Origin of the sequence: Thiosocius teredinicola, from assembly GCF_002009425.1 — a bacterium.
Taxonomy (GTDB): Bacteria; Pseudomonadota; Gammaproteobacteria; order Chromatiales; family Chromatiaceae; genus Thiosocius; species Thiosocius teredinicola.
On the sequence record NZ_CP019936.1, the window covers coordinates 2923410 to 2949499 of the forward strand.

The window sequence follows — 26090 nt, forward strand, 5'->3', positions numbered from 1 at the left end:
CGAAAATGTCACATGAAGTCGTTGAAAAGAACGTCGGCCTGCTGGCGATCCTGGTAATCCTGGTTATCAGTGTCGGCGGCCTGGTCGAAATCGTCCCGCTGTTCTTCCTCACGGAAACCACTGAGCCGGCGCCTGGCGTCACCAAGTACAGTGCGTTGCGTCTGGAAGGTCGGGATATCTATGTCCGCGAGGGTTGCTACAACTGCCACTCGCAGATGATCCGTCCGTTCCGTGCGGAAACCGAGCGTTACGGTCACTACTCGGTTGCGGGTGAGTCGGTTTACGACCACCCCTTCCAGTGGGGATCGAAGCGCACCGGTCCGGACCTGGCCCGCGTTGGCGGTCGCTACAGTGACGATTGGCACTACGCCCATCTGAACGACCCACGCGACGTGGTGCCGGAGTCGAACATGCCTTCCTACTCATGGTTGAGCGACAACAAACTGACCGGCAATGACACTGCCGCGAAGATGAAGGCACTCAACATCGCGATCGGTGCGACCTGTCCGAAATGCGAGCTCTACAGCGAGCAGGACATGGCGGATGCCCAGAAGCAAGTGGCTGAAAAAACCGAGGCGGAAGCACTCGTTGCTTATCTGCAAGGTCTGGGCCTCGCTTCCAAGCAGTGGTGATCGTTATGGAACTTAACGATCTGCGTGCATGGCACACCGTCGTCCTGCTGATCTGTTTCATCGGGATCGTATTTTGGGCCTACAGCAAACGTCGTAAGCGTGATTTCGACGAGGCCGCAAACCTGCCCTTTGCCGACGAGAAAAAGCACCGGGCATCGATTGAGAAGGAGAATCTGTCATGAGCAGTTTCTGGAGTGGTTGGATTATCGTACTTACCGTCGGCAACATCCTCGCCTGTCTGTGGCTCGTCTGGTGGACCATGCGTCGCCGTACCGACGAGGCGGCGCAAGGTGACGTTACCGGTCATACCTGGGATGGCGATCTGCAGGAATACAACAACCCCCTGCCCCGTTGGTGGCTGTGGCTGTTCTACATCACCCTGATCTTCGCCGCCGGCTACCTGGCCTTGTATCCCGGCCTGGGCAAGTTCCAGGGCATCTGGGGCTGGTCATCGGGCAACACGCTGGGCTCGATCGAAGGTTCGCAGTACCAGGGCGAGATGGCGCAGGCCGCCGAGAAGTACGACCCGATCTTCAAGAAGTTCGCGGCCGTCGCAGTGACCGATCTGGCGGGCAAGCCGGAATACCAAGAAGCGCGTGAAATGGGCAAGCGTCTGTTCCTGACCTACTGCATGCAGTGTCATGGTTCGGATGCCGGCGGAACGCCGGGCTTCCCCAACCTGACCGACGGCGACTGGCTGTGGGGCGGTAGCCCTGAGCAGATCAAGATGTCGATCGCCAGTGGCCGCAACGGCGTGATGCCGGCGCACGCCCACATCGGCGACGACAAGATCGACCAGGTCGCCAGCTACGTCGAGAGCCTCTCGGGCCGCAACGTGGACGCCGCCAAGGCCGAAGCCGGCAAAGAGGTGTTCATGAGCGTCGGCTGTATCGGCTGCCACGGTGTCGACGGCACCGGCAACCAGATGCTCGGCGCGCCGAACCTGACCGACAAGGTCTGGCTGTATGGCGGTAGCGCAGGCGTTATCAAGCAGACCCTGACCAAGGGCCGTGCCGGCGTCATGCCAGCTCACAAGGAGCTGCTGGGCGACGAGAAGGTGCACCTGCTGACCGCTTACGTCTATAGTCTGTCGAACCAATAAGCGGTACCCTGGCCCTGGCCCCTCGGAAAACGTCGATAATGCGATTTATCAACGACTTCCGCGGGGGTTCAGGGCCAAAATTCAACGGCTATTTCTCTCCTTAGGCGCCCTTCAGCATCGGCTCCACCCGGGAGTTGTAGCTGAACGATGACCAAAGTCGGACACCACTGTCCGGCGCGACCTAAGGAACCCAGCATGTCTACCCTGCCAGCTACTGAGCAAGACAAAAATCAGCTGCCGGTTGTTCAGCAGATCGTTTCCGTCATGTGGCCGTCGTTCCTTACCGCGAGCCTGGCCACCATCATCTTCTTCACCCTGTTCGATCCGACCGAACTGGGCATGATCGGCGGCTTTCCGGATATCACCCGGATGGGCGGCTATACCATCGGCTTCTTTTGTTTCTGGTTGCTGACGTCGATGAGCTGCGCGCTGACTTGCTATTTCCGCCGACCCACACATCGGCAGAACATGCCCAAATCCAACTAAACGCCCTGACCACGGAACCGCAGACGATGTCGCAGCCTGCCGAAAACAACAACGATTCCGCGCTCGAGTCCGATCTCTATAAGAAGCGCGAGAAGATCTATCCGCGAGAGGTGCACGGCATCTTTGCCGCACTGCGCCTGGCGGCCATGGGGGTGTTGCTCGGCATCTACTACGGTACGCCATGGATCAACTGGGACGGTCACCAGGCGATATTGTTCGACCTGCCGGCGCGTAAGTTCTACATCTTCGGCCTGACCTTCTGGCCGCAGGATTTCTTCTACCTGTCGATGCTGCTGATCCTCGCAGCGATCTCGCTGTTCATGTTTACCGCGCTCGCCGGACGCTTGTGGTGCGGCTATGCCTGTCCGCAGACCGTGTGGACCGAGATCTACATGTGGATCGAGCGCAAGATCGAAGGCGGATCGAAGAAACAGAAGAAACGCGACCAGGGGCCGAAAGACGCATCGTATTACAGCGTCAAGGCAGCCAAACACGCGGCATGGTTGGTGTTCTCTCTGTGGACGGGTTTCACCTTCGTCGGTTACTTCACGCCGATTCAGGAGCTGTGGACCAGCTTCATCGGCTGGAACCTGGGCCCCTGGGAAACCTTCTGGATCTTTTTCTACGGCTTCGCCACCTACGGCAACGCAGGTTTCATGCGCGAGCAGGTGTGCATCTACATGTGCCCCTATGCGCGCTTCCAAAGCGCGATGTTCGACCACGACACCCTGATCATCTCGTACGACGAAAAACGCGGCGATCCGCGCGGTTCACGCAAGCGCGGCACGCCATCGGCCGAAGCCGGCCTGGGCGACTGCATCGACTGCACGCTGTGCGTTCAGGTTTGCCCTGTCGGTATCGATATCCGCGACGGCCTGCAGTACCAGTGCATCGGCTGTGCGGCGTGCGTCGACGTGTGCGACGAAGTCATGGACAAGATGGGCTATCCGCGCGGCCTGGTGAAGTACACCACCGAAAACGCCTTGCAGGGCCAGAAGACCAAGATCGTTCGCCCGCGCATCATGGTCTACATCGGCATACTGACCTTTGTCGGTGTCGCGTTGATCTACGCACTGCTGACCCGCATACCGCTCGAGGTCGATATCATTCGTGACCGCAACGTGCTGTACACCGAGACCGATGAAGGCCTGGTGCAGAACGTCTACAACCTCAAACTGATCAATATGGATCATCGGCCGCAGCGCTACACCCTGGCGGTGTCCGGCCTGGAAGGCATGGAAGTGATTGGTCAAACCACGGGCATCGAACTGGATAGCGGCGCGGTTGCCGACCTGCCGCTACGCGTGCAGGTCGACCCGATTGCGATAAAATCGTCCAGCAGTGAAATCCTGTTCCACATCCAATCCGAGATCACGCCGGAGATAGCGATCGACGAACACGCCCGCTTCCTCGGACCGGTGATGCGCTGAGACAACTGAATGAGACCGCCCCGCGAAGATACCGTGCCATGGTACAAGCAGTTTTGGCCATGGTTCCTGATCGCCCTGCCGCTGAGTGTCGTGATCGCTGCGATCATCACGATCAACATCGCGATCCAGACCGATGACGGCCTGGTCACCGACGATTACTACAAAGAAGGCCTGGCGATCCATAAGGATGCCGACAGCGCTGCGAAAGCCGCGGCATTGGGCATTGCCGGCGAGATTACCTTCGATACCGATACCGGCGCCTTGACCCTGGCTTTGGACAAACCACTGACCAACGGCGCAGGCTTGCTGGTATTGAAAGTGATTCACCCCACCCGCCCCGACCAGGATCAACAACAGCAGTTGTCGCCACTGGGTAACGGCCGTTACGCAGGCAGGCTCGATCCGCTCGGGCCGGCCCATTGGAAACTGCAGTTACGTCCCGAGGACGAGTCGTGGCGCATCGAAGGCAGACTGGTGCTGCCGGGCTCGAACAGCGCACGCCTCGACTGACGCCGCATTTGATCTGCAGGTTCCGGTTCGCCTGTTAAAACCGGCGTAATTCGATCTGGCCTACTGACGACGCCACACGGCACCGTCGCCGGCTGCCTTGTCGATCGCATCCAGGCGCGCCTCATGCGCCGCCAGTTCTTCTTCATTGGCACTGACGATTACCAGCGACAGGCCGGCGCGGTCGACCCGGCGAACACCTGCCTGCCCTTGTCCTTCACCTTCATTGTCGTTGCTGGCATCGAGTGACAGCGCGCCCTGTCCGCCGGTCATGGCGAGATACACGTCGGCGAGGATCTCGGCATCGAGCAAGGCGCCATGTTTGTCGCGCCGGCTGTTGTCGACCTCGTAGCGGCCGCACAGTGCATCGAGGCTGTTGCGCTGCCCCGGATGCTTCTTGCGCGCCATCACCAACGTGTCGAGCACCTCACAGTGATCGACGATCGCCCCCATGCCGTCGAGACGTGCAAGTTCGGCATCGAGAAAGCCGACGTCGAAGGGCGCATTGTGGATCACCAGTTCGGCGCCCTTCAGATACGTCAACAGATCATCGGCAATGTCGTCGAAGTGCGGTTTGTCGGCGAGAAACTCGTTTGTGATGCCGTGTACTTCAACGGCGGCTGCATCGATCTCGCGATCCGGCTGCAGGTAGACATGAAAGTTGTTGCCGGTCAGACGGCGCTCGATCAGTTCGACGCAGCCGATCTCGATAATGCGATGCCCCTGCTCGGGCTCGAGGCCGGTGGTTTCCGTATCCAGTACGATCTGTCTCATGCTGTCGCTGTCCTTCAGGCGGTGTTCGAGGTGCAGGCAGGTCAATCGATATTGGTATGCAGCGCACTGATGCCCCGATTGGCCAGCTCATCGGCACGCTCGTTCTCCGGGTGTCCGGCGTGCCCTTTGACCCAATGCCAGGTCACATCGTGTTCGTTGACGGCCTGTTCGAGCTGCTTCCACAGGTCTTCGTTCTTGACCGGTTTCTTGGCCGCGGTGCGCCAGCCATTGCGTTTCCAATTATGAATCCACTGCGTGATGCCGTTTTTCACATACTGGGAATCCGTCGTGATATCCACCGGGCAGCGCCGTTTGAGCGCCTCCAGGCCCTTGATGACGGCCGTCAGTTCCATGCGGTTGTTGGTGGTTTCGGCTTCACCGCCGAACAACTCTTTCTCTTTGCCGCTGAAACGCAGGATGGCGCCCCATCCGCCCGGACCTGGGTTTCCCTTGCAGGCACCATCTGTAAACAATTCGACGCGATCTGACATGCGACTCTATCCAAAACCTCGTTTGCGCGGTTCATCTTCCATCGGCGGCCAATCCATCGCCGAATGCCCCGGGGCCGGCGCGTGTGGCTCGATAGCTCGCGGACCCAGCACCCGCAGACGCGACCAACGTTGGCCAACGGGTGTGATGCGCGATACCCGTTTGACTGCCCTGACCACGTAGATACCGGCCAGCATCGGCCAGACGCGGCGACCGACGCGTTCGATCGATTCGAAGCGGTTCGATTTGGTCGGCGGTCGAAATTCCATCACGTCCATGCGTTCCACACCGAAGCCCAACAGGGTCAACCAGTCGTTCATGCGCGGATACGACAGGAAATTGCCGCACCAGGGCAGACTGCCTCGCCAGCGGCCGAACAGTCGCCACAGGCCCCACAGGCTGTACGGATTGAAGCCGATAACGATCACCCGACCTTCCGGAATGAGCACCCGTTCAACTTCGCGCAATACCTGGTGCGGATCGGGCGAGAAATCCAGCGTGTGGACCAGGATCATCGCGTCGATGCTGTCGGCCGTGATCGGCAGCAACTGCGATGCGCCGACGATCACTTCAGGATGCCCCGCATCCGGTCGATGACTTATCAACGTCTTGTTACGCACCGGACACTGTGCGAGGTAGGCGGTATCGGAACCCAATTCACCCAGTTGCAGCAACTGGTAACCAAAGAGGTCGGTAACCATCGATGACACGACTTCACGCTCATGTGCCGCGACACGGCTGCCCGGCGATGTCAAATACCAATCTGACAGAGCTTGGCCGATTTCTTTGTTTTCGCGATCACAGAATCTGGATGACGTCATCTGGCGGTTGGGTGCTGGAACCTGGTTCTTGCATTTCGTAAACTGCACCGGCTTTCACAGCGGCGAGTAGCATGTCTGATTCTGAACAAAGCATCACCGGTCGGCAACGTCGCCGCACTACTATTCCGGCTCTGACCCTGGCCCTCGCCGCCCTATTAGGCGGTTGCGGCACACAGGGTACCAAGACCGATGCGACCTCGCCTCATGCGAAATCGAACGAGCAGGAAATCGTCGACAAGCATGCCTTGGAGATGCTGACACACAACGATCTGGCCGACGCCGAAGAGATCGTCATCCCGCCCGAACCGATCTGGACCCGCCTGCGCTCAGGATTCTCTCTAGACGTTCTCGAACACCCGCGGGTCAAGCAGGAGATCAGCCGCCTGCAGCGCCATCCGAACGCCTATCGGGCAATGATGGCGCGTTCCGAGCCCTACCTGTATCACATTCTCAACGAGATCGACGCAGCCGGCCTGCCTTATGAACTGGCCCTGCTACCGGCCGTCGAGAGCGGCTTCAGACCTGAGATCTACTCGACCTCGGGCGCAGCCGGCCTGTGGCAGTTCATGCCCGCTACCGGCAAGATGCTCGGCCTCAGGCAGGACTGGTGGGTCGACCGGCGGCGCACCGTACGCGCCTCGACCCGGGCCGCCATCAAATACCTGAAGCAGCTCAACGAGCGCTTTGACGGCGATTGGGCGTTGACCCTGGCGGCCTACAATGCCGGCGCCGGCACCGTCAGCCGCGCTATTCGGCGTGCCGAGCGCAAGGGCGGCAAGACCGATTTCTGGTCGCTCGACCTGCCGCGCGAGACCGACCAATACGTGCCGCGTCTGCTCGCCTTGACCGCCGTGGTCACCAATCCGGATCGTTACGCGCTCGATCTGCCCGAGATCCTCGACCAACCCTATTTCGTGGTCGCCGATACGGCCGGCCAGATCGATCTGAACGTTGCCGCCGAATTGGCGGAGATGTCGGTCGAAGAACTGCTGGCATTGAACGCCGGCCACCGACGCTGGGCGAGCAGCCCGGACGGGCCGCACGAGTTGCTGATGCCGGCGGACAACGCCGAACTCTTCAAAACGGCGCTGGCCGATCTGCCGACGGACAAGCGTTTGCGCTGGCAACGCCACGCCATCAAACCCGGTGACACTCTCAGCCAGATCGCGCGTCGCTATGGGGTTACCGCCGATGTGATCCGCCAGGCGAACAACCTCAAAGGCTCATCGATCCGCGCCGGCAGACACCTGAAGATACCGCTGTCCGACGGCGCCAACTTCACCACCACGGCCTCCAACGGTAATGCCAAGCAACGCCTGAAGTACCGAGTGCGTAAGGGCGATTCGTTGTACAAGATCGCCCGCCGCTTCCAGGTATCGATCGCCGATCTCAAGCGTTGGAACCAGGTCGGTCGCTTCATCCGCCCCGGCGAACGCATCACGGTGTTCATCGACCCCGACGCGGATACCTGACCGCCTCAGCGACGTTCATCCTCGGGTACATTCAACCAGCAGCTCACCCGCCGGCCATCGCCGGCATCGGTCGATGCGGGATACCGTGAACGGCAGATATCCATCGCCTGCGGGCAGCGCGGATGAAAATGACAACCACTCGGCGGGTTGATCGGTGACGGCATGTCGCCCTCGAGACGGATCACCTCGCGCTCGTGTTTCGGGTCCGGTACGGGCACGGCACTGAGCAAGGCCGCCGTATAAGGATGCAGCGGTTGCTGCAGCACCTGGTCGACCGAACCGTATTCCACGATCCTCCCCAGGTACATCACCGCAACCTCGTGCGCCAGGTAGGCGACGACCGAGATGTTGTGGGTGATAAACAGGTACGACAGGCCGAGTTCGAGCTGCAGCTTCTTCAGCAGATTGAGCACCTGCGCCTGTACCGATACATCGAGCGCGCTGGTCGGCTCGTCGCACACGATCAGACGTGGCTCGACCGCCAGGGCCCGCGCGATCGCGATACGCTGCCGCTGGCCACCGGAAAACTCGTGCGGATAACGGCTCGCAGCACTCGCCTGCATGCCGACCTGCGTCAGCAGCTCTTCGACCTTGCTGCGGCGTTCGGCGCGATTGCTGCCGATACTCTGCGCGACCATGCCTTCGGCGATCACATCCTCGACCAGCATGCGCGGATTCATCGACGAGGCGGGATCCTGGAAGATGATCTGGAACTCACGACGCAGACTGCGTAGCGCGCTGCCCGTGACCGTCGCCAGATCGGTGCCATTGAACAGCACGCTGCCCCCGGTGGGCCGATGCAGTTGCAGAATGGCCTTGCCGACCGTGGTCTTGCCGCAGCCCGACTCGCCGACCAACGCCACGGTGCGCCCGCGCGCGATCGCCAGATCCACGCCATCGACGGCCTTTACATGCCCAGCGACTCGCCGCAGTACACCCTTGTGGATCGGGAAATGCACCTTCAGGTCGCGGACCTCGAGCAACAGGCCGTCGCTGCTCGGCGCAGTATCGCCGACGGCCTGGGTCGACGGCATGGCCTCACGCACATCCTGCAGCGACAGGTGACAGCGATAACCGGTATCTTCTTCGCCTTGCCACGGGGGCAGTTGTTCGCGGCACACATCGCGCACCACGGCGCAGCGGTCCGCAAACCGGCAGTGATCCCATTCGCGATCGAGCGACGGGACAATACCCGGGATCACATCGAGCCCCTGGTTGCGCTTCTCGGCCTTGGGCACCGAACGAAACAACTTGCGGCTGTAGGGATGCGCCGGCTGATCGAAGAAGTTCTGGACGTCGTTCACCTCCATCAACTGCCCGGCATACATCACGCCCACCCGGTCGGCCATCTCGGCGACCACCCCAAGATCGTGAGTGATCAACAGGATCGCCATACCGGTTTCGCGTTGCAGGTCTTTCAACAGATCGAGTACCTGCGCCTGGATCGTCACGTCGAGCGCCGTGGTCGGTTCGTCGGCAATCAGCAGTTCGGGTCGACCGGCCAGCGCCATCGCGATCATCACGCGCTGCTTCATGCCGCCGGACAATTGGTGCGGATACTCTCGGACGCGTCGCTCAGGATCGGGAATGCCGACCGACCGGAACAGCTCGACGACCCGCCCATTGATATTGTTGCGGCTATCCGGATCGTGCAGCCGTACCGCCTCGGCGACCTGGTCGCCGACGCGCATGACCGGATTCAACGAGGTCATCGGCTCTTGAAAAATCATGCCGATACGACCGCCGCGCTCATTGCGCATGTCGGCCTCCGACAAGCCGCGCAGCGAGCGACCGTCGATCTGAATGTCACCACCGACGATGCGTCCTGAATGCGGCAACAAGCGCATGATCGACAACGCGATCATCGACTTGCCGCAGCCGGATTCACCGAGCAGCACAAACGTCTCGCCACGGTGGATATGTAGGCTGACGCCGTCGACCGCACGCACGGGACGGCTCTCGCTGCCCAGGTGTGTCGACAGTTGGTCTAGCGTCAATAGCGCCTGCTGTGTGTCGGGCCGCTCGCTCATCGCTTTCTCGATCATGCTCATCGTTGTTTTCTCAGGCGAGGATCGAACGCATCGCGTACCGCATCCGAAAACAGGTTGGCTGCCAGCACCAGGGTGAACATGAAGCCGAAGGCGGCCAGCAGAGACCACCAGACGACCGGTTCACGCGCCAATTCGAGGCGCGCGCCGTTGATCATATTGCCCCAGCTGTTGGTCGACGGATCGACACCGATGCTGATGTAAGACAGCACTGCCTCGGCCAATACCAGCCCACTGAAGTCCAGCACGATGGTGATCAACACGATGTGCATGACATTGGGCAACACATGACGCATCAGGATGCGGAAGTTACGCACACCGAACGCGCGCGCAGCCTGCACATATTCGAGCTCTCGCAGCTTCAACGCCTCACCACGCAACAACCGGCACAGACCTGTCCAGCTCGTCACTCCGAGTATCAGGCACAGAAACAGCAGGCGCAGGTCGGCGCGCTCGGTGACGCTGTTGAACTGATCGGCATTGTTGTCGATGTACACCTGCATCATCAGCACGGCCGCGGCAATCAACAGCACGCTGGGGATCGAGTTCAAGGTGGTGTACAGGTACTGGATGACGTCATCGACCCAGCCGCGGAAATAGCCGGCCATGATGCCCAGCAGCAAGGCCGCCGGCAGCATCACCAGCGTGGTCAGGGTTCCGATAACCAGGCCGGTACGTATGCTCTTCAGGGATTGGTAGAACACGTCTTCGCCGACCTTGTCGGTGCCGAGTATGTGGTAGTAGGCGGACAGTTCCCAGAAAGATCCGAATACCGCAAACACGAACAAGGCCGTCCAGGCTCCCACATGCCACGGCTTGTCGAGTTCTGCGCGCAGCAGTCGGCCGACCAATACCGCCCCCTTGCCTTTCATCAACACGATGACGGCAATCAGGATCGCCCATATCAGCGTGCCCTTGATCGCACCCGTCAGCGCCTTGGCCGCAATGTCGGCCGCCTTGCTGTCGCCTTCGGCAAGATGTTGTCCGCCGTATTCCAATAGCGGGTATTCGCGCGTGCTGGTGCCGTCCGCCAACTCGACCGTCTCTTTGCTGTAGAGATGGGTGGCGAACGGTGCCGAATAGCTTTTTTCGCGTTGACTCTCGAGCGTGCCGGCGACCACATCGAACAGGCTGACGATCTCCGTGGAGTAGATCGGCGCGCCCTGGTCGTCGGTATCGATCTGCTCGTTGAAATGCACCGTATCCAGCAGACCAACGACGATATAGAACAGCAGGACCACCAATGCCGCCTGACCGGTGCGGCTGTCAACCACGCGGCGCCAAGGCTGCATCAGATGTTCGTGCTTACTGGCATACCAGAATCCGGCGGCGACCAGCAGCACCAGCAGGAACACCAGGGCATCGGTCCACAGGATGACCGGTTGGAATCCACCGATATTCATTCGAGCCTCACCCGCGGATCGGCGATCGTGTACGAGATATCGGTCAACAGCAGACCGATGATGTACAACACCGCACCGAGAAACACCATCGCGCGCACAATCGCGAAATCCTGGTTCTGAATTGCATCGATCGTGTAGCTGCCCAGGCCCGGGATACCGAAAAACGACTCAGTCAACAGACTGCCGATGAACAGCGCCGGCAACACAACGACTACACCCGTCAAAATCGGTATTAAAGCGTTCTGCAACACGTGGCGGAACAGCACCCAGTGTTCCGACAGGCCCTTGGCGCGCGCGCTGCGTACGAAGTCGCGATTGATCTCTTCAAGGAACAGGGTGCGATACCAGCGCGTGCCCGCCCCGACGCTGCCGATCACCCCGACAACCACCGGCAGCACCATGAACTTCCACGCGGCAATACCGGTGTCATAGCCCGATATCGGCACCAGATTGAGTAGCTTGCCGACCAGGTATTGCCCACCGATGATGTAGAACAGACCGGATATCGACATCATCGCCACACACAGCACCACCCCCCAGAAATCCAGGTAGCTGCCGCGGAAAAACGCGAGTGTCAGTGCAAAGGTGATGTTGACCAGCAATCCGACAATCAAGGTCGGCACTGCGATCGCAAGACTCGGCCACATGCGCTGCGAGATGTCGAAACCGATATCCCGCCCGCTATCTGATTGACCAAAGTCGAACACGAACAGCTTGATCGACTTCTGAAAAAGAATGGTCTCTGTCAGCTTACCGGCACCATCCGCTCCCGCGTTGTATAGCAGCGGTTTTTCGTATCCATGCTCTTCTTTCCACGATTGAATAGCCTGATCGGTTACGCGTTTGTTGCCCAGATGCATCCGCGCCATGTCGTCCGGCGAATTGACGACAAAGAACAACACGAAGGTTAACGCGTTGACCCCGATCAGGATCGGAATCGCGTACAACAGGCGACGTACGATGTACGCGGTCACAGCGCCTTACTCCTCTCACGCTGCCGGAAGCCGCGAACCGCCGGAACCACGGAAACGATCAACACGATGACGAACAGCACGACCGGCCACAGCACCGGCGTGTTCCATTCGGCCTGCGCAGCCACACGTTGTTCGCCATCGATACGTTTGTACTTCAGCGTATTGTTGGCCATCAGGTGCGGCTTGGCATTCTTGTACCAGGCATGATGCAGGCTGAATCCCTTGGGGAAATGACCGAACAACCAGGGTGATTCAACGCGTAAGATGCTGACCATTTCGTCGACGACCTGCTGGCGTTCCGGCCCGTTCGGCAGATCCTTCATCTTCACGAACAGGCGATCGAACTCAGCGTTGGTGAAGTTCGACGCGTTCTCACCTTTGGTCTCAACCTTGGCGTTCGGGCCGTACAACAGAAAGAAAAAGTTCTCGGGATCGGGATAGTCTGCATTCCAACCCCAGGAGTAGATCTGCGCCGTGCCTTTCAGCATCTTGTCCTGGAAACGGTTGTAGTCGGTAGCTCGAATGACGAGTTGGATACCCAATTTGTCGAATTGCTTGCGATACCACTGCAACACCGACTTGCTGTCGGGCCCGGCAGCCGGCGTGTCGTAGTTTAAGACCAACGGTCCACCGGTCTTAGGGTCTCGCCCATCGGGGTAACCAGCCTTCGCCAGCAACTGCCGCGCATCATCGATCGGTCGGCGGCGCATTTGGCCGTCTTTCCATACATGCGTAACTGGATTGACGCCGGCTTCGCCTTCGCGGTTGCCGAAGATACCCGGCGGTAGCGGACTTTGCGCCACCTCCCCTCGCCCGTTGGCAAAGATCGAGATGTATTCTTCGAAATCGACGGCAATCGCTATTGCCTGTCGCAGCAATCTGGCACGTTCGCTGTCTCCACCGACGATCGGATCGAGCATATTGAACCCGGTATAGAACACGGACGTCTCAACGGCCGTGTCCAACTTGATGCCCATCGCCTTCATCGAGTCGGTCAATGCCGCATCACCGCCGCTGGTGAACTGAATCGCCTGATCGAAACTGTCTGACCCGATCCCCGAGACATCGTAATAACCCTGCAGGAACTTGTTCCAGCGCGGGATGGCCTCTTTCTCAAGCGAATAAACGGCGCGCTCAATGAACGGCATCGGTTTACCGGCATCGTCCAGCAGCCCTTCGTTCCGATCTTCGTCAGTGCCGTCAGACGGATAGCGTTCGCCATGAAAGTTGGGATTTCGCACCAGCACCATGCGTAGATTGGGATTGTTCTCGGCCAGCATGAAGGGGCCGGTTCCAACGGGGTACCAGTGCAGGTTGATGTTCTTTTCGTCGAGCCCCGGTTGCTTGTAGAAGCGCTCTGCCTCCCACGGCATTGGGGCAAAGAAATTCATCGCCAGCCAATAGATGAACTGCGGGTACTTGTTTTCAATACGGATTCGGTAGCGATAACGGTCGAGCACCTCGACACCCGACAGTTCGATATGGCGCAGGTCGAGCCAGGGCTTTTTATCCCCTTCACCATCGAGCGCATCATTAGCCTGCTTGGCCGCTTTCATGAACTGCGCAAAACCGCGTATGTGTTCTGCCATCAGGCCGGCAATCGGTGAATGGTTCGGCGTAAACGCCAAGCGCTTGATCTGATAGACGTAGTCGTCGGCAACCAGTTCGCGCGTGCCCACGTGTTCGAAATCACCGAGCGTGTTGATCTCGTCCAACAAGCCCGGCGCGAGTGGCCAGTAATGCAGCTTGCCGGAATCATCGGTCGCGAATGCCGGGTGCGGCTGATATTGAATGCCGCGCTGGATGGTCACGACATAGTCGGTATAGGCGACCTCTTCGGCCGGCGCATCATCGGGCAGGCGATTGCCGTCTTTGTCGAAATAGGTGACCTCCGGCATATCGGCCGCGGCCAATGGCACCAGGCTGTAGGGGCGCTGCAGAAAATGATATTGCAGCGGAGGTTCGTAGATCTGCGAGATGAAGGCCCATTCGTTGGCGCTGTACGAACGTGCCGGATCGAAGTGCTTGGGGCGTTCTGAGAAGGAACTGTAGTAAATCGGCTCGGATGCCTGTCCCGCGCGGTAGGGATTGTTCCAGTTCTGATCGCCGCAACCGCCGAGCAAAGCAATCGCACCTGCCAGAATCACGATGGCCACCCGCCCCAAGAGTGCCGGCGAAACTTTGAACGCTGAGTACCTTTGGGTTAATTTACGCGCCATTCTTTCACGATATCGACTTCAGGCTCCGGGATTGGCTACCAGTTGCCGATGATGGCATCGCAGCCGATTTCTGTCAGCCCGTTTGTTCCCCTCAACCACCGCGAGGCACTATACATGGGATTTCTGGACAACAAGCGTGCACTGATCGTGGGTGTCGCCAGCAACCGCTCGATTGCTTACGGCGTAGCCGCGGCCATGCATCGCGAAGGGGCACAACTCGCCTTCACCTACCAGGGCGAAAAACTGCGTGACCGTGTGGCCGGCTTCGCCGCCGAATTCGGCTCAGACATCGTGCTGCCGTTGGATGTCACCAGCGACGAAGAGATCGACAACGTGTTCGCCGAACTCGGTAAACACTGGGATGGGCTGGACTGCCTGATCCATTCCGTCGGTTTTGCCCCACGCGATCAACTCGAAGGCACCTATATAGACGCAGTCAATCGCGAGGGGTTCCGCGTGGCGCACGACATCAGCGCATACAGCCTGGCAGCGCTGGCCAAGGCCTCGCGCGGCATGATGCAAGGCCGCAACGGATCGATTGTGACGATGAGCTACCTCGGCGCCGTGCGCACGGTACCGAACTACAACGTTATGGGAGTCGCCAAGGCAGCACTGGAAGCGAACGTGCGCTACCTCGCAGATTCGATCGGCCCGGAAGGTACGCGCGTCAATGCCGTGTCCGCAGGCCCCATTCGTACCCTGGCTGCATCCGGCATCAGCGGGTTCCGCAGCATGCTGGCCGAGGTCGAGCAGAAGACGCCGTTGCGACGCAACGTGACGATCGACGAGGTGGGCAACGCGACCGCGTTCCTGTGCTCGGACCTGGCGTCCGGCATCACCGGTGACGTGCTGTATGTGGACTCCGGCTACCACATTCTCGGCATGGTCTAACCACCGTCCTACCGAGCAAAAAAAAGCGGCCGACAGGCCGCTTTTTTCGTGCAGCACTTGGGCCGCTATTCTTCTTTGAGCTTGATATCGATGGCGGCACGCGCACGCAGGCTGTTGATTAGATCCTGCATCTGCGCCGTGGCGACCTTGCGCCCGATCTGGGCATCCAACATCGGCTTTTCCGTTTCCGTCAGCTTGTCCGGATTGCCGTACTCAACCGCATCCACCGCGACAACGAAGTAGTCACCCTCGGCCGATACCACGCCGCCGAACGCCGCAGCGCCCTCAGCCGGCGGCTGCAGCGAGAAAGCCTCGTCCAGCACCTCGGCCGGGACATCGGCGTGGTTACGACCCACCAGCCCCGGCTCCTTGGCCTCCCACTGCCTGCTCGACACGAGCTGCTCCAGCGTCTCCTGTCCGGACTTCAACGCCTCAAGCGCCTGCTGGCCGGCCTGAGCCGCCGCTTCTGACGCCTGCGCGTTCACAAAGTCCTGTTCGATCTCCACGCGGTTGTCTTCGAACGGCTTGACCGTCTCAGGCGCATGTTCGACCACACGCAACACCACGGCGCGCTGCGGACCGATTTCCAGCAACTGGCTGTTGTTGCCTTCGTTCAGCACATCGTCTGCGAACGCAGCGTCGATCACCTTCGGAGAATCGAGCTGTGCCGGCAGCGGAGATTCGCGGCTCAACCAATCGGTCGATTGCACCGCAATACCGAGTGCTTCGGCGGCCGGCCCGAGGGTCGAAGGGTTCTCGTAGGCGGTTTCGGCCAGACGTTCGGCATAGTCGAAGTAGAGATTCTCCGCCTCGAACTTGCGGTAGGCGGTTTCGACCTGAGCGCGCACATCGGCGAACTCCGTATCATCGGCATTGCCTTTGGCCGCGACCAAAATATGCCGCAAAGATCTTTTCTCGTCTCGGATCTCAACAGCCTGAATGATGTGGTAACCGAAATCGGTTTTTACCACATCACTCACGGCGCCTGCGTCCAGCGCAAACGCGGCATCTTCGAATTGCGGGACCATCATGCCCCGTTCTACCCATCCGAGATCTCCGCCATTTTCTGAAGATCCTGGATCGTCCGAATTTTGTTTGGCCAACTCCGCGAAATCAGCACCGTCACGAATCTGCTGCAGCAACTGTTCGGCTTTCTTCTTTGCTTGGTCGATCGCTTGCGGAGTTTCCGCCGCAGAAAATTCTGACTTGTGGCCTTCGTAGTACTCCATCAACGCGTTTTCATTGACTTCAACGAGGCCACCGAGCGTGCTTTCATCCAACAACAGGTAATTGAGCTTCACCTGTTCAGGCACGCGGTACTGCGCCGGATGCTTTTCGTAATAAGCGCGCACCGCATCTGCATCGATCTTCACGTCAGCGCGAAACGCATCTGCAGGCACTCGCACAAAACGCAGTTTGCGCTTCTGCTCATACAAGCGAAGCATCGTGTTGACGTCGTTCTGCGTTGCGAAGACGGTAGCCTCGATCCCGTTGCGGATCTGCGCAACCGCCATGTCCTGGCGAACGGTCTGTTCGAAACCGGCTTCCGACATACCGCGATTGCGCACGGCGGCCTGATACATCTGCTGATCAAACTGGCCATCGCGCTGGAAGGACGGAACACTGGAGATAAAACTGTAAGCCTGCGCATCGCTGGTACGCAGATTCCACGAGCGTGCACTGTTGACCAGAACCATCTCGTCGATCATTGCGTCGAGAACCTGTTCTTTCAGCACGCCCTCTTGGAACAGGTCGGCGCGATAGGCTTCACCGAGTTGATTGCGCATACGGTCGCGGAAATCACGTACGCGTTGGTCGAGCATGCGTTCGGTGATCGCATCACCATCGACCTCGGCCACCTCCGGCTCGCCGCCGACACCCAGGTATTCCTGAATGCCCCACAGCGCGAACGGAATGCTGATAAGGATAACGATGGCCCAGGCAATCCAGCCTTGGGCTTTTTCTCTTATGGCCTGAAGCATGGTTGAGGTTTTCTTGTCGGAAGCTGTGCAAAGAGAAACGGGGTATCGAATGATACCCCGTTTGACCCTAGAGTTGGCGGAGTGGACGGGACTCGAACCCGCGACCCCCGGCGTGACAGGCCGGTATTCTAACCAACTGAACTACCACTCCTAATTCGTGGTGGGTGCTGCAGGGATCGAACCTGCGACCCTCGCCTTGTAAGGGCGATGCTCTCCCAGCTGAGCTAAGCACCCCGGTTACGAGGCGCGCTAGTTTACTGCGTCTTTGAACGCTTTGCCAGCCTTAAATGCAGGCGATTTTGAAGCGGCGATCTCGATGGTTTTACCGGTCTTCGGGTTGCGACCGGTGCGTGCTGCACGCTCGCGCAGCAGGAAGGTGCCGAAGCCCACGATCGACACAGAGTCGTCGTTCTTCACGGCATTGGTAATTGCTTCAATCAAGCCGTCCAGTGCCCGACCGGCTGCGGCCTTGGAGATGTCAGCGGAATCGGCCATAGCCTCAATTAGATCAGATTTGTTCATTCGGTCGGTGCCCCCTTTTTGGAAAAATACAACCCTGTCCTTGGTTGGCTGCAGATATTGGTGGAATGCGAAAGTGTCAGTTGGCCTGACTCTGTTATGCGGGCCGCTTTATAGCAGCAGCCAAAAAACAGTGTCAAGCGAGCATTGTCGGTATACGGCTCAACTCGCTAGACACCGTTTTCTACCAGCGTTGCCGGTTAGTTTCAATGATGACGCAGGGCGTCATTCACATCCTCGGCATTTTCGTCTTTATTTTCTGCGGACTTCGGCTCTGCTTCACCCTTTCCCGAACGTGGCGTAGGGCGGTCGGCAAGCGCGATTTCCAGCACTTCGTCGATCCAGCGAACCGGTTTTATATCAAGATTCTGTTTGATGTTTTTCGGAATCTCGACCAAGTCGCGCTCATTCTCTTCCGGGATGATGACGGTCTGGATTCCGCCGCGATGTGCGGCCAGCAATTTTTCTTTGAGACCGCCGATCGGCAGCACCTCGCCACGCAGGGTGATCTCACCGGTCATCGCAACATCCGCACACACCGGGATGCCGGTAAGCGCAGAGGCAAGCGATGTCGCCATGCCGATACCGGCGCTGGGACCGTCCTTAGGCGTCGCACCTTCCGGTACGTGGATGTGCACGTCTTTCTTCTGGTAGAAGTCGTCGTCGAGCCCCAGGGCCTCTGCGCGGCTCCTGATCACCGTCATGGCCGCCTGGATGGATTCCTTCATCACATCGCCGAGCTGGCCGGTATGGGTCAGACGTCCCTTACCCGGCGTCAACGCGGTCTCGATGCGCAGCAGCTCGCCGCCCACCTCGGTCCACGCCAGACCGGTCACTTGACCAACCTGATCGTGCTCGTCGGCGCGACCATAGCGGAAGCGCTTGACCCCGAGGTACTTGTCGAGGTTTTTGGTCGTGACCGTAACGTGCTTACCTTTCTTTTCGTCGAGCAACACATCTTTGACGACCTTGCGACAGATCTTCGAAACCTCGCGTTCGAGATTTCGTACGCCCGCCTCGCGCGTGTAGTAGCGCACGATGTCGCGCACCGCGTTCTCGCCGATCGTCAACTCTTTTTCTTTCAGGCCGTTGTTCGTGATCTGTTTCGGAATGAGATAGTTCTCGGCGATATTGACCTTCTCATCTTCGGTATAACCCGACAGGCGGATGACCTCCATGCGGTCGAGCAGCGCCGGCGGGATGTTCATGCTGTTGGCAGTGGCCACGAACATGATCTCCGACAGGTCGAAGTCGACCTCGAGATAGTGGTCCTGGAACGTGTGGTTCTGTTCAGGGTCGAGTACCTCGAGCAGCGCCGATGCCGGGTCGCCGCGGAAGTCCATTGCCATCTTGTCGATTTCGTCGAGCAGGAAGAACGGGTTCTTGGTGCCGGCCTTGGTCAGGTTCTGCACGATCTTGCCCGGCATGGCGCCGATATAAGTACGCCGGTGACCACGGATCTCGGCCTCGTCGCGCACACCACCCAGGGCCATGCGGATGAACTTACGATTGGTCGCGCGGGCGATCGATTGTCCGAGCGAGGTCTTACCAACGCCCGGTGGTCCGACCAGACACAGAATAGGCCCTTTGAGCTTGCGTACGCGCTGCTGTACGGCGAGATACTCAAGGATGCGCTCCTTGACCTTCTCCAGCCCGTAGTGATCGGTATCGAGCACCTCTTCGGCCTTGGAGATGTCGTTGCGCACCTTGGAGCGCTTCTTCCACGGCACGCTGACCAGGGCATCGATGTAGTTGCGCACCACGGTCGCCTCGGCGGACATCGGCGACATCAGCTTGAGCTTGTTGAGCTCGGCCGTCGCCTTTGACTTGGCCTCCTTGCTCATGCCCGCCTTCTCGATCTTGTCGGCCAGGTCCTCGAGCTCATTCGGGGCGTCATCCAGCTCACCCAGTTCTTTCTGGATGGCCTTCATCTGTTCGTTCAGATAGTACTCGCGCTGGTTCTTCTCCATCTGACGCTTCACGCGCCCACGGATGCGCTTTTCCATCTGCAGGATATCGTTCTCGCCTTCCATCAAGGCCATCAGGTGTTCGAGGCGCTCACGGACGTTGAACATCTCGAGCACATGCTGTTTCTCATCGAGCTTGAGCGCCATATGGGCGGCCATGGTATCGGCCAGGCGCGACGGCTCATCGATGCTGGCCAACGAGGTCAGCACCTCGGGCGGCACCTTCTTGTTGAGCTTGACGTATTGATCGAACAGCGTGGTGGCAGAGCGCATCAGCACTTCCATTTCGCGTTCGGGAAGCTCGATGACGTCTTCGGCCGGCTCAAGGTCGGCGGCAAAGAAACCGTCGCCGCCGATCATGCTGGTAATCTTGGCGCGCTCGCCGCCCTCTACCAGCACCTTGACCGTGCCATCGGGCAACTTGAGCAGCTGCAGGATGCTGGCGAGCGTTCCGATCTCATACATGTCGTCCGGTTGCGGTTCGTCGACATCGGCGCTCTTCTGCGCCACCAGCAGAATCTGTTTATTGTCGGACATCGCGGCATCGAGCGCCTTGATGGATTTTTCGCGCCCGACGAACAGTGGAATTACCATATGCGGATATACCACTACATCGCGCAGCGGAAGTACCGGGACAGCGCTTGGCTGATCTTCACGCACACTCAGTGTCTTGTCTTCCTGTCCCATTGCTTTCCTCCGACCGCACAACCGTGCGGTGAATAATTGGGTGAACGCGCCTGCGCGGGTTCAGTAAGGTCACGATTCCGGTCAACATGAGGACTTAAGGCCTGAATTTCAAGCATCGTGACGCTCGCGTGATCTTTATACCACCAGAAACCGACGCGGCAAAAAAACTGCAAAATGCTGGGTACGGAGCGCTGCTGTCGAAGACAGCCCCTGTGGAGACTCGGCGGACGAGGCGTTGGAATGATTGACGCAAAAGCAAGACCCCGATGCGGGGTGCATCGGGGTCTTGCTTGCTTAATGGATTGACGTCAATCGGAAGCGGCGATCTGACGCGGTTCAGAACCGCCGTAGATGATATAGGGTGCCGATTCGCCTTTGATGACCGACTCGTCGATCACGACCTTGTTGGCGTCTTCAAGCGACGGCAGGTCGTACATCGTGTCGAGCAATACATGTTCGAGAATGGTCCGCAGGCCGCGTGCTCCGGTCTTGCGATCCATGGCCTTGCGAGCAATCGCACGCAACGCATCTTCGCGCACCTCGAGTTCGGCGCCTTCCATCTCGAACAGGCGCTGATACTGTTTGATCAACGCGTTCTTCGGCTCGGTCAGGATCTGCACCAACGCCTCTTCGTCGAGTTCCTCGAGCGTGGCCACCACCGGCAGACGACCGACGAATTCCGGGATCAGGCCGTAGCGGATCAAGTCTTCGGGTTCGACAGCGGTCAGGATCTCGCCCACCGAACGGCTGTCTTCCTTGCTGCGGACTTCTGCAGAGAAACCAATGCCGCCCTTCTCGGAACGGTCGCGGATCACCTTGTCGAGGCCGGCGAACGCGCCGCCGACGATGAACAGCACGTTGCCCGTATCCACCTGCAGGAATTCCTGCTGCGGATGCTTGCGGCCGCCCTGCGGCGGAACCGAGGCGACGGTACCTTCGATCAGTTTGAGCAGCGCCTGCTGCACACCCTCGCCGGAAACGTCGCGGGTGATCGAGGGGTTGTCCGACTTGCGCGAGATCTTGTCGATTTCGTCGATATAGACGATACCGGTCTGCGCCTTCTCGACGTCGTAATCACACTTCTGCAGCAACTTCTGGATGATGTTCTCGACGTCTTCACCGACATAACCGGCTTCGGTCAGCGTGGTGGCGTCGGCAATCGTGAACGGCACGTTCAGTAGACGCGCCAGCGTTTCGGCCAGCAGCGTTTTACCCGAACCGGTCGGACCGATCAGCAGAATGTTGCTCTTGGCGATCTCGACATCGTCTTTCTTGCTCTTGGCCTCGAGGCGCTTGTAGTGGTTGTAGACCGCTACCGACAGCACCTTTTTGGCGCGCGACTGACCAATGACGTACTGATCGAGGGTGGCATTGATTTCCGCCGGGATCGGCAGTTTGTCGGTCGTCTGGCCGACGCTTTCCTGCATTTCCTCGCGGATAATATCGTTGCAGAGTTCAACGCATTCGTCGCAGATGAAGACAGATGGGCCCGCGATAAGCTTGCGCACCTCATGCTGACTTTTGCCGCAGAACGAGCAATACAAAAGTTTGCCGTCCTCGCCTTTGCCGTGCTTCTTATCGTCGCTCATAGTCGTTCACCTAATTAACCTGCGTGACCGCATCACCTCGTTGTGCCGACCACGCAGAAACCGCGGCCCCTCGAACTCATAATATCCGAATGAATTCGGATAACAAGCCACTCTAACCACATGGCTTTAGGGCGCTTTTTATGCGTCTTTTTCCGGTCGCCGGTTCAAAACCTGGTCAATCAGACCGTAGGCGACAGATTGGTCCGCGCTCATGAAATTGTCGCGATCCGTGTCACGGCCGATCCGGTCGAGATCCTGTCCGGTATGGTGGGCCAGAATCTTGTTGAGCTTTTCGCGGATCAACAGGATTTCTTTGGCGTGAATTTCGATATCCGTGGCCTGGCCCTGGAAACCGCCCAGCGGCTGGTGAATCATCACCCGCGAATGCGGCAGTGCGTAACGCTTGCCTTTCTCGCCGCCGGCCAGCAACAGGGCACCCATGCTCGCGGCCTGCCCGATACACATCGTAGTGACGTGCGGACGGATGAACTGCATGGTGTCGTAGATGGCGAGCCCGGCGGTTACCGAACCACCGGGCGAGTTGATATATAAATGAACGTCTTTGTCGGGGTTCTCGGACTCGAGAAACAGCAACTGCGCGACAATCAGGTTGGCCATGTGGTCTTCAACCGGACCGACGCAGAAGATCACGCGCTCTTTGAGCAGCCGCGAGTAGATGTCATAAGCCCGCTCGCCGCGCGCGCTCTGTTCCACAACCATCGGCACGAGGCCGAGATTCATCGGTTCCAATTGGTTCATGTCCTGCTTATCGGATGTTACTGGGATTACTTGAAGCTACCCCTAAAACCCCGACCCCGCAAGCCTCGGATTACCCCTGATTATCCATGATGTCGGAGAATTCCTTGTTCTCGTCGCCGACCTGAATCTGGTCCATAACCCAGCCAACCACCTGATTTTCAAGGACCAGGTTCTGAATGCTGGCGCGTGCGTTCGGATCCTGCAGGTAGTAGTCGATGACTTCCTGCGGGTTTTCGTACGATTCGGCGAAATCGGCGATGGTCGCCCGCATTTTGTCTTCGTCGGCCTCGAGCTTGTGCTGCTCGATGATCTCGGCCACCAGCAGGCCGAGGTGAACGCGGCGCTTGGCCTGGTTCTCGAAAACGCTCAACGGCAGGTCGACGCTCGAAGGCTGACCCTGCTGCTGCATTTCCTGCTGCATCTGCTGTTTCATCCGCCCGGCTTCATGGTCGACCATGGCCTTCGGGATATCCATCGGATGGGTCTCGATCAGCAGATCCATGACCTTTTCCTTGGCCATGTTCTCCAGCTTCTGCTTCAGCTCGTGACGCATGTTCTTGGCGACATCCTCACGCAGACCTTCGACCGTGCCCTCTTCGACACCAAAGGCCTTGACGAACTCTTCATCGATCTCCGGCAACTGCGGTTCGGCGACGCGCAGCACCTGGACTTCGAAGGTCGCGTCTTTGCCGGCCAGATGCTCAGCGCGGTAGTCGTCGGGGAACTTCACCTCGAGGGTGCGATCATCGCCCGCTTTTGCGCCGAGCAGGCCCGATTCGAATCCAGCGATCATCGACCCGGAACCGAGTACCAGCGGCACGTTGTCGGCGGTGCCGCCTTCGAATGCCTCACCATCGATAAAGCCCTTGAAATTCATATGGACCGTGTCGCCGTCTTTGGCGCCGCGGTCGACTTCGTTCCAGACCGTGCGCTGCTTGCGCAGCTTGTCGATCATCTCGTCGATGTCGGACTCGGTCACTTCGGCGACCGGACGGGTAATCGATTGACCCGAAAGATCGTTCAACTGCACGTCAGGCATGATTTCGAAGGTCGCGGTGTAGCCAAGACCGCCTTCTTCGGCCGCCTCGCGCAATTCCACCTTGGGTTCGCCGGCCGGGGTCAGTTTCTCCTGGTTGGCGGCTTCGTACAGCGTTTCCTGGATCAGGGTGCCGTAGGCTTCCTGGCGCACCTGCTCACCAAAGCGCTGCTTGATGGTACGCATCGGCACCTTGCCGGGACGAAAACCGTCCAAACGAACGTTGCGCGCGAGATCCTTCAGTTTTTTGTCCATCTCAGCGGTGACGCGCTCCGCCGGCAGATCAACCAAAAGACGCTTCTCGAGGCCCTCGCCCGATTCCACAGAAACTTGCATTCCAAATCACTCCAGCAGTTGTACTGCCTGTTAACTCTTGTCGGATTAAACTTCCCGGCACAAGGCCGGCCGAATGGTTGGGCACCGGTCAGATGGTGCGAAAGGAGAGACTCGAACTCTCACGGGTTACCCCACTGGAACCTAAATCCAGCGCGTCTACCAATTCCGCCACTTTCGCCATGCCGATGCGAATCGCGCATTATACAAAACCCACGGGGCCCCGAAACAGCGGAATGCCGCGAGATTGCTCCGACATCTGCGATCCAGGCCCGGCCACTCGATCTCCCCCGGTCCCGACGGTTACCGGTATCGCCGTGCAATCGGGCCTGCGGCCGGTCTGATCAAGAGCCTGACCGTGCACTCGGTCAGGACAAATCGACGCCCCTTTCGAGCTCTCCGGCACGTCGCAGTTCGCGCTTGAGGATCTTGCCGGTCGCGTTTTTCGGCAACGATTCGCGCACCACGAAACGCCGCGGCAGCTGGTGCGGGCCCAGGTGCTTGCGACAAAAAGCGCGCAACTCGCCCGGGTCGAGCGTGCACCCCTCACACGGCACCAGGTGGGCCACCACGACCTCGCCGTGCAGATCGTCAGGCTCACCGATCACGGCCGCTTCGAGTACGTCCGGGTGGCGATAGAGCACCTCCTCGACCATGCGCGGGTAGACATTCATGCCGTTGACGATCACCAGATCTTTCTTGCGATCGACAATGAACACGTAGCTGTCGTCGTCCAGGTAGCCGAGGTCGCCGGTGCGCAGCCATTCGCCAAAAAACGTCTCTGCCGTCGCCTCGGGCAGACGCCAGTAACCGGCCATCACGTTCGGCCCACGCACGCAGATCTCGCCGATCTCGTTGGCCGGCAGCGGGTGGCCATCATCGTCAAAGATCGCGATCTCGACGTTATCGACGGCCAGTCCCACCGAGCCGGGTTTGCGCTCGCCGCTCAGCGGATTGACGCAGGTGACCGGCGAACACTCGGTGGGGCCATCACCTTCGAGAATCGGAAAACCGAAGCGCTGTTCAAAACGCCGCATCAGCTCAACCGGCATGGCCGCGCCGCCGGCGACACCGAAACGCACGCTGCGCCACTTGGCCAACTGGTCGTCGTCGATTCGCAGGATCAGGTTGTACATCGACGGCACACCGAGAAACACGGTGGCCGCGGTCGCGCCGATCACGTCGCTGACCAGGTTTGGATCGAACTTCGGCACCGGCACCATGGCCACGCCGTGCAGTGCCGGTGTCAGCATGCCGCCGGTTGCCGCAAAAGAATGGAACATCGGCAACACCACCAGCATGCGGTCCGCGCCGGGGCGCAGTTGCAGCGCAGTGAGCACACTGCGCGTGTTCACCACCAGGTTGTGGTGGGTCAGCATCGCACCTTTGGGTTTGCCGGTGGTACCCGAGGTGTACAGGATCGCAGCGAGATCGCATTCGGCATCCAATGCCGGCTCCGGCAGCGATGCGCCGTCCGCGTTCTCCACAACATCGGCAAAGTCCAGATCGGCGTCGTCGAGCGACGACCCGCCGACGCCTATCCACAGGCCTGCCGATGGCAGTGTGTGACGCAGCGCTTGCAGCCTTTCGCCCAATAGACCGTGATAGACGACGCCGCTGACCGCTGCATCTTCAAGAATATAGGCAATCTCCTCCTGCTGGATCAGCAGGTTGATCGGCACGACCACTGCCCCGGCCTTGACGATACCCAGATAGGTGATCAGAAATTCGGCGCAGTTCGGGCAATACAGTGCGATGCGGTCGCCCTTGCGGATTCCGCGCTCAAGCAATGTCGTGGCGATGCCGTCGGACGCCCGATCCACCGCAGCGAACGACGTTTGATGCTCCGGGGTGATGACCAAGGGCGCTTGCGCAAACTCCCCGGCAGTGCGACGAAATACGGCTGGGATCGATTCGGGTGTCGACATCCGGGTACTCCGTTTAGCGAATGTCGAAAAGCTTAGCAGGCG

At 59.3% G+C, this 26090-nt stretch carries 22 protein-coding genes and 3 tRNA genes; 8 read left to right on the forward strand and 17 right to left on the reverse strand.

The window, feature by feature from the left end:
• Positions 1–5 precede the first annotated feature (5 nt).
• The 6 genes from ccoO (at position 6) to B1781_RS13970 (ending at position 4160) form a co-directional block, all read left to right on the forward strand.
• Positions 6–632 carry a cytochrome-c oxidase, cbb3-type subunit II gene (ccoO, locus tag B1781_RS13945; protein WP_078120241.1) on the forward strand — a complete coding sequence of 209 codons (627 nt, stop codon included), beginning with the start codon at positions 6–8 and terminating at the stop codon, positions 630–632.
• Positions 633–637: 5 nt separating this feature from the next.
• On the forward strand, positions 638–814 hold the full coding sequence (locus B1781_RS13950) for a cbb3-type cytochrome oxidase subunit 3 (protein WP_078120242.1): 177 nt from the start codon (positions 638–640) through the stop codon (positions 812–814).
• Entirely contained in the window at positions 811–1734 is a 924-nt protein-coding gene (gene ccoP / locus B1781_RS13955; protein WP_078120243.1) for a cytochrome-c oxidase, cbb3-type subunit III, read from the forward strand. The genes B1781_RS13950 and ccoP overlap by 4 nt, the downstream gene beginning before the upstream one ends.
• Before the next feature lie 195 nt (positions 1735–1929).
• Positions 1930–2220, forward strand: coding sequence for a hypothetical protein (locus B1781_RS13960; RefSeq protein WP_078120244.1), 291 nt, complete (start codon positions 1930–1932; stop codon positions 2218–2220).
• A gap of 26 nt (positions 2221–2246) precedes the next feature.
• The gene (gene ccoG / locus B1781_RS13965) at positions 2247–3650 is read left to right on the forward strand and encodes a cytochrome c oxidase accessory protein CcoG (RefSeq protein WP_078120245.1); all 1404 of its coding nucleotides are present in this window, start codon (positions 2247–2249) and stop codon (positions 3648–3650) included.
• 9 nt (positions 3651–3659) lie between these two features.
• On the forward strand, positions 3660–4160 hold the full coding sequence (locus B1781_RS13970; RefSeq protein ID WP_078120246.1) for a FixH family protein: 501 nt from the start codon (positions 3660–3662) through the stop codon (positions 4158–4160).
• Between the two features lie 60 nt (positions 4161–4220).
• Here the strand turns inward: B1781_RS13970 and dnaQ are convergent, their stop codons facing one another.
• The 3 genes from dnaQ to B1781_RS13985 are packed head-to-tail and all read right to left on the reverse strand — an operon-like array spanning position 4221 to position 6121.
• Positions 4221–4931, reverse strand: a complete 711-nt coding sequence (dnaQ, locus tag B1781_RS13975; protein WP_078122070.1) for a DNA polymerase III subunit epsilon — start codon at positions 4929–4931, stop codon at positions 4221–4223.
• A 41-nt stretch (positions 4932–4972) separates the two neighbouring features.
• Positions 4973–5422 carry a ribonuclease HI gene (rnhA, locus tag B1781_RS13980; protein WP_078120247.1) on the reverse strand — a complete coding sequence of 150 codons (450 nt, stop codon included), beginning with the start codon at positions 5420–5422 and terminating at the stop codon, positions 4973–4975.
• Between the two features lie 6 nt (positions 5423–5428).
• Entirely contained in the window at positions 5429–6121 is a 693-nt protein-coding gene (locus B1781_RS13985) for a class I SAM-dependent methyltransferase (RefSeq protein WP_334223730.1), read from the reverse strand.
• 191 nt (positions 6122–6312) lie between these two features.
• Between B1781_RS13985 and B1781_RS13990 the strand changes: the two genes are divergently transcribed.
• Complete coding sequence (locus B1781_RS13990) at positions 6313–7713, forward strand: LysM peptidoglycan-binding domain-containing protein (RefSeq protein ID WP_078120249.1); 1401 nt, start codon at positions 6313–6315, stop codon at positions 7711–7713.
• Positions 7714–7718: 5 nt separating this feature from the next.
• Here the strand turns inward: B1781_RS13990 and B1781_RS13995 are convergent, their stop codons facing one another.
• Genes B1781_RS13995 through B1781_RS14010 form a run of 4 tightly spaced genes read right to left on the reverse strand, consistent with a single transcriptional unit; the run spans position 7719 to position 14285 of the window.
• Positions 7719–9764 carry an ABC transporter ATP-binding protein gene (locus tag B1781_RS13995; RefSeq protein ID WP_334223731.1) on the reverse strand — a complete coding sequence of 682 codons (2046 nt, stop codon included), beginning with the start codon at positions 9762–9764 and terminating at the stop codon, positions 7719–7721.
• Positions 9761–11164: an ABC transporter permease gene (locus B1781_RS14000; RefSeq protein WP_078120250.1), complete on the reverse strand. Its 1404-nt coding sequence runs from the start codon at positions 11162–11164 to the stop codon at positions 9761–9763. The genes B1781_RS13995 and B1781_RS14000 overlap by 4 nt, the downstream gene beginning before the upstream one ends.
• The gene (locus tag B1781_RS14005; RefSeq protein ID WP_078120251.1) at positions 11161–12138 is read right to left on the reverse strand and encodes an ABC transporter permease; all 978 of its coding nucleotides are present in this window, start codon (positions 12136–12138) and stop codon (positions 11161–11163) included. Before B1781_RS14005 ends, B1781_RS14000 begins: the two co-directional genes overlap by 4 nt.
• Entirely contained in the window at positions 12135–14285 is a 2151-nt protein-coding gene (locus B1781_RS14010; protein ID WP_334223732.1) for an ABC transporter substrate-binding protein, read from the reverse strand. The genes B1781_RS14005 and B1781_RS14010 overlap by 4 nt, the downstream gene beginning before the upstream one ends.
• A gap of 186 nt (positions 14286–14471) precedes the next feature.
• Here B1781_RS14010 and B1781_RS14015 point away from each other — a divergent pair, with 186 nt between their 5' ends.
• Positions 14472–15248: an enoyl-ACP reductase FabI gene (locus tag B1781_RS14015; RefSeq protein ID WP_078122072.1), complete on the forward strand. Its 777-nt coding sequence runs from the start codon at positions 14472–14474 to the stop codon at positions 15246–15248.
• 65 nt (positions 15249–15313) lie between these two features.
• Here the strand turns inward: B1781_RS14015 and B1781_RS14020 are convergent, their stop codons facing one another.
• The 10 genes from B1781_RS14020 to B1781_RS14065 all read right to left on the reverse strand — a co-directional run bounded on the left by B1781_RS14020 (position 15314) and on the right by B1781_RS14065 (position 26048).
• Positions 15314–17230 carry a SurA N-terminal domain-containing protein gene (locus B1781_RS14020; RefSeq protein WP_078120253.1) on the reverse strand — a complete coding sequence of 639 codons (1917 nt, stop codon included), beginning with the start codon at positions 17228–17230 and terminating at the stop codon, positions 15314–15316.
• A 74-nt stretch (positions 17231–17304) separates the two neighbouring features.
• Positions 17305–17381: transfer RNA gene (locus B1781_RS14025), tRNA-Asp, on the reverse strand.
• Positions 17382–17388: 7 nt separating this feature from the next.
• A tRNA-Val gene (locus tag B1781_RS14030) sits at positions 17389–17464 on the reverse strand.
• Positions 17465–17479: 15 nt separating this feature from the next.
• Positions 17480–17752 carry an HU family DNA-binding protein gene (locus tag B1781_RS14035; protein WP_078120254.1) on the reverse strand — a complete coding sequence of 91 codons (273 nt, stop codon included), beginning with the start codon at positions 17750–17752 and terminating at the stop codon, positions 17480–17482.
• Positions 17753–17955: 203 nt separating this feature from the next.
• Positions 17956–20403 carry an endopeptidase La gene (gene lon, locus B1781_RS14040; RefSeq protein WP_078120255.1) on the reverse strand — a complete coding sequence of 816 codons (2448 nt, stop codon included), beginning with the start codon at positions 20401–20403 and terminating at the stop codon, positions 17956–17958.
• Between the two features lie 308 nt (positions 20404–20711).
• Positions 20712–21992 (reverse strand): ATP-dependent Clp protease ATP-binding subunit ClpX, encoded by a 1281-nt coding sequence (clpX, locus tag B1781_RS14045; protein ID WP_078120256.1) that lies wholly within the window; start codon positions 21990–21992, stop codon positions 20712–20714.
• 138 nt (positions 21993–22130) lie between these two features.
• A complete protein-coding gene (clpP, locus tag B1781_RS14050) occupies positions 22131–22751 on the reverse strand; it encodes an ATP-dependent Clp endopeptidase proteolytic subunit ClpP (protein ID WP_078120257.1) in 621 nt (206 codons plus the stop codon).
• Between the two features lie 70 nt (positions 22752–22821).
• Entirely contained in the window at positions 22822–24123 is a 1302-nt protein-coding gene (gene tig / locus B1781_RS14055; RefSeq protein WP_078120258.1) for a trigger factor, read from the reverse strand.
• A 93-nt stretch (positions 24124–24216) separates the two neighbouring features.
• Positions 24217–24301: transfer RNA gene (locus tag B1781_RS14060), tRNA-Leu, on the reverse strand.
• 187 nt (positions 24302–24488) lie between these two features.
• A complete protein-coding gene (locus tag B1781_RS14065) occupies positions 24489–26048 on the reverse strand; it encodes a long-chain-fatty-acid--CoA ligase (RefSeq protein ID WP_078120259.1) in 1560 nt (519 codons plus the stop codon).
• Between the last annotated feature and the right edge of the window lie 42 nt (positions 26049–26090).

Bases quoted from the DNA above. Each gene is read 5' to 3' on its own strand.
- B1781_RS13985 (WP_334223730.1), bottom strand. From the start codon at position 6,121: ATGGTTACCGACCTCTTTGGTTACCAGTTGCTGCAACTGGGTGAATTG.
- B1781_RS14000 (WP_078120250.1), bottom strand. From the start codon at position 11,164: ATGAATATCGGTGGATTCCAACCGGTCATCCTGTGGACCGATGCCCTG.
- rnhA (WP_078120247.1), bottom strand. From the start codon at position 5,422: ATGTCAGATCGCGTCGAATTGTTTACAGATGGTGCCTGCAAGGGAAAC.
- B1781_RS14020 (WP_078120253.1), bottom strand. From the start codon at position 17,230: ATGCTTCAGGCCATAAGAGAAAAAGCCCAAGGCTGGATTGCCTGGGCC.
- B1781_RS13960 (WP_078120244.1), top strand. From the start codon at position 1,930: ATGTCTACCCTGCCAGCTACTGAGCAAGACAAAAATCAGCTGCCGGTT.
- clpP (WP_078120257.1), bottom strand. From the start codon at position 22,751: ATGAACCAATTGGAACCGATGAATCTCGGCCTCGTGCCGATGGTTGTG.
- B1781_RS14065 (WP_078120259.1), bottom strand. From the start codon at position 26,048: ATGTCGACACCCGAATCGATCCCAGCCGTATTTCGTCGCACTGCCGGG.
- B1781_RS13995 (WP_334223731.1), bottom strand. From the start codon at position 9,764: ATGAGCATGATCGAGAAAGCGATGAGCGAGCGGCCCGACACACAGCAG.
- B1781_RS13970 (WP_078120246.1), top strand. From the start codon at position 3,660: ATGAGACCGCCCCGCGAAGATACCGTGCCATGGTACAAGCAGTTTTGG.
- ccoG (WP_078120245.1), top strand. From the start codon at position 2,247: ATGTCGCAGCCTGCCGAAAACAACAACGATTCCGCGCTCGAGTCCGAT.
- ccoO (WP_078120241.1), top strand. From the start codon at position 6: ATGTCACATGAAGTCGTTGAAAAGAACGTCGGCCTGCTGGCGATCCTG.
- clpX (WP_078120256.1), bottom strand. From the start codon at position 21,992: ATGAGCGACGATAAGAAGCACGGCAAAGGCGAGGACGGCAAACTTTTG.
- B1781_RS14035 (WP_078120254.1), bottom strand. From the start codon at position 17,752: ATGAACAAATCTGATCTAATTGAGGCTATGGCCGATTCCGCTGACATC.
- B1781_RS14015 (WP_078122072.1), top strand. From the start codon at position 14,472: ATGGGATTTCTGGACAACAAGCGTGCACTGATCGTGGGTGTCGCCAGC.
- dnaQ (WP_078122070.1), bottom strand. From the start codon at position 4,931: ATGAGACAGATCGTACTGGATACGGAAACCACCGGCCTCGAGCCCGAG.
- ccoP (WP_078120243.1), top strand. From the start codon at position 811: ATGAGCAGTTTCTGGAGTGGTTGGATTATCGTACTTACCGTCGGCAAC.
- B1781_RS13950 (WP_078120242.1), top strand. From the start codon at position 638: ATGGAACTTAACGATCTGCGTGCATGGCACACCGTCGTCCTGCTGATC.
- lon (WP_078120255.1), bottom strand. From the start codon at position 20,403: ATGGGACAGGAAGACAAGACACTGAGTGTGCGTGAAGATCAGCCAAGC.
- tig (WP_078120258.1), bottom strand. From the start codon at position 24,123: ATGCAAGTTTCTGTGGAATCGGGCGAGGGCCTCGAGAAGCGTCTTTTG.
- B1781_RS13990 (WP_078120249.1), top strand. From the start codon at position 6,313: ATGTCTGATTCTGAACAAAGCATCACCGGTCGGCAACGTCGCCGCACT.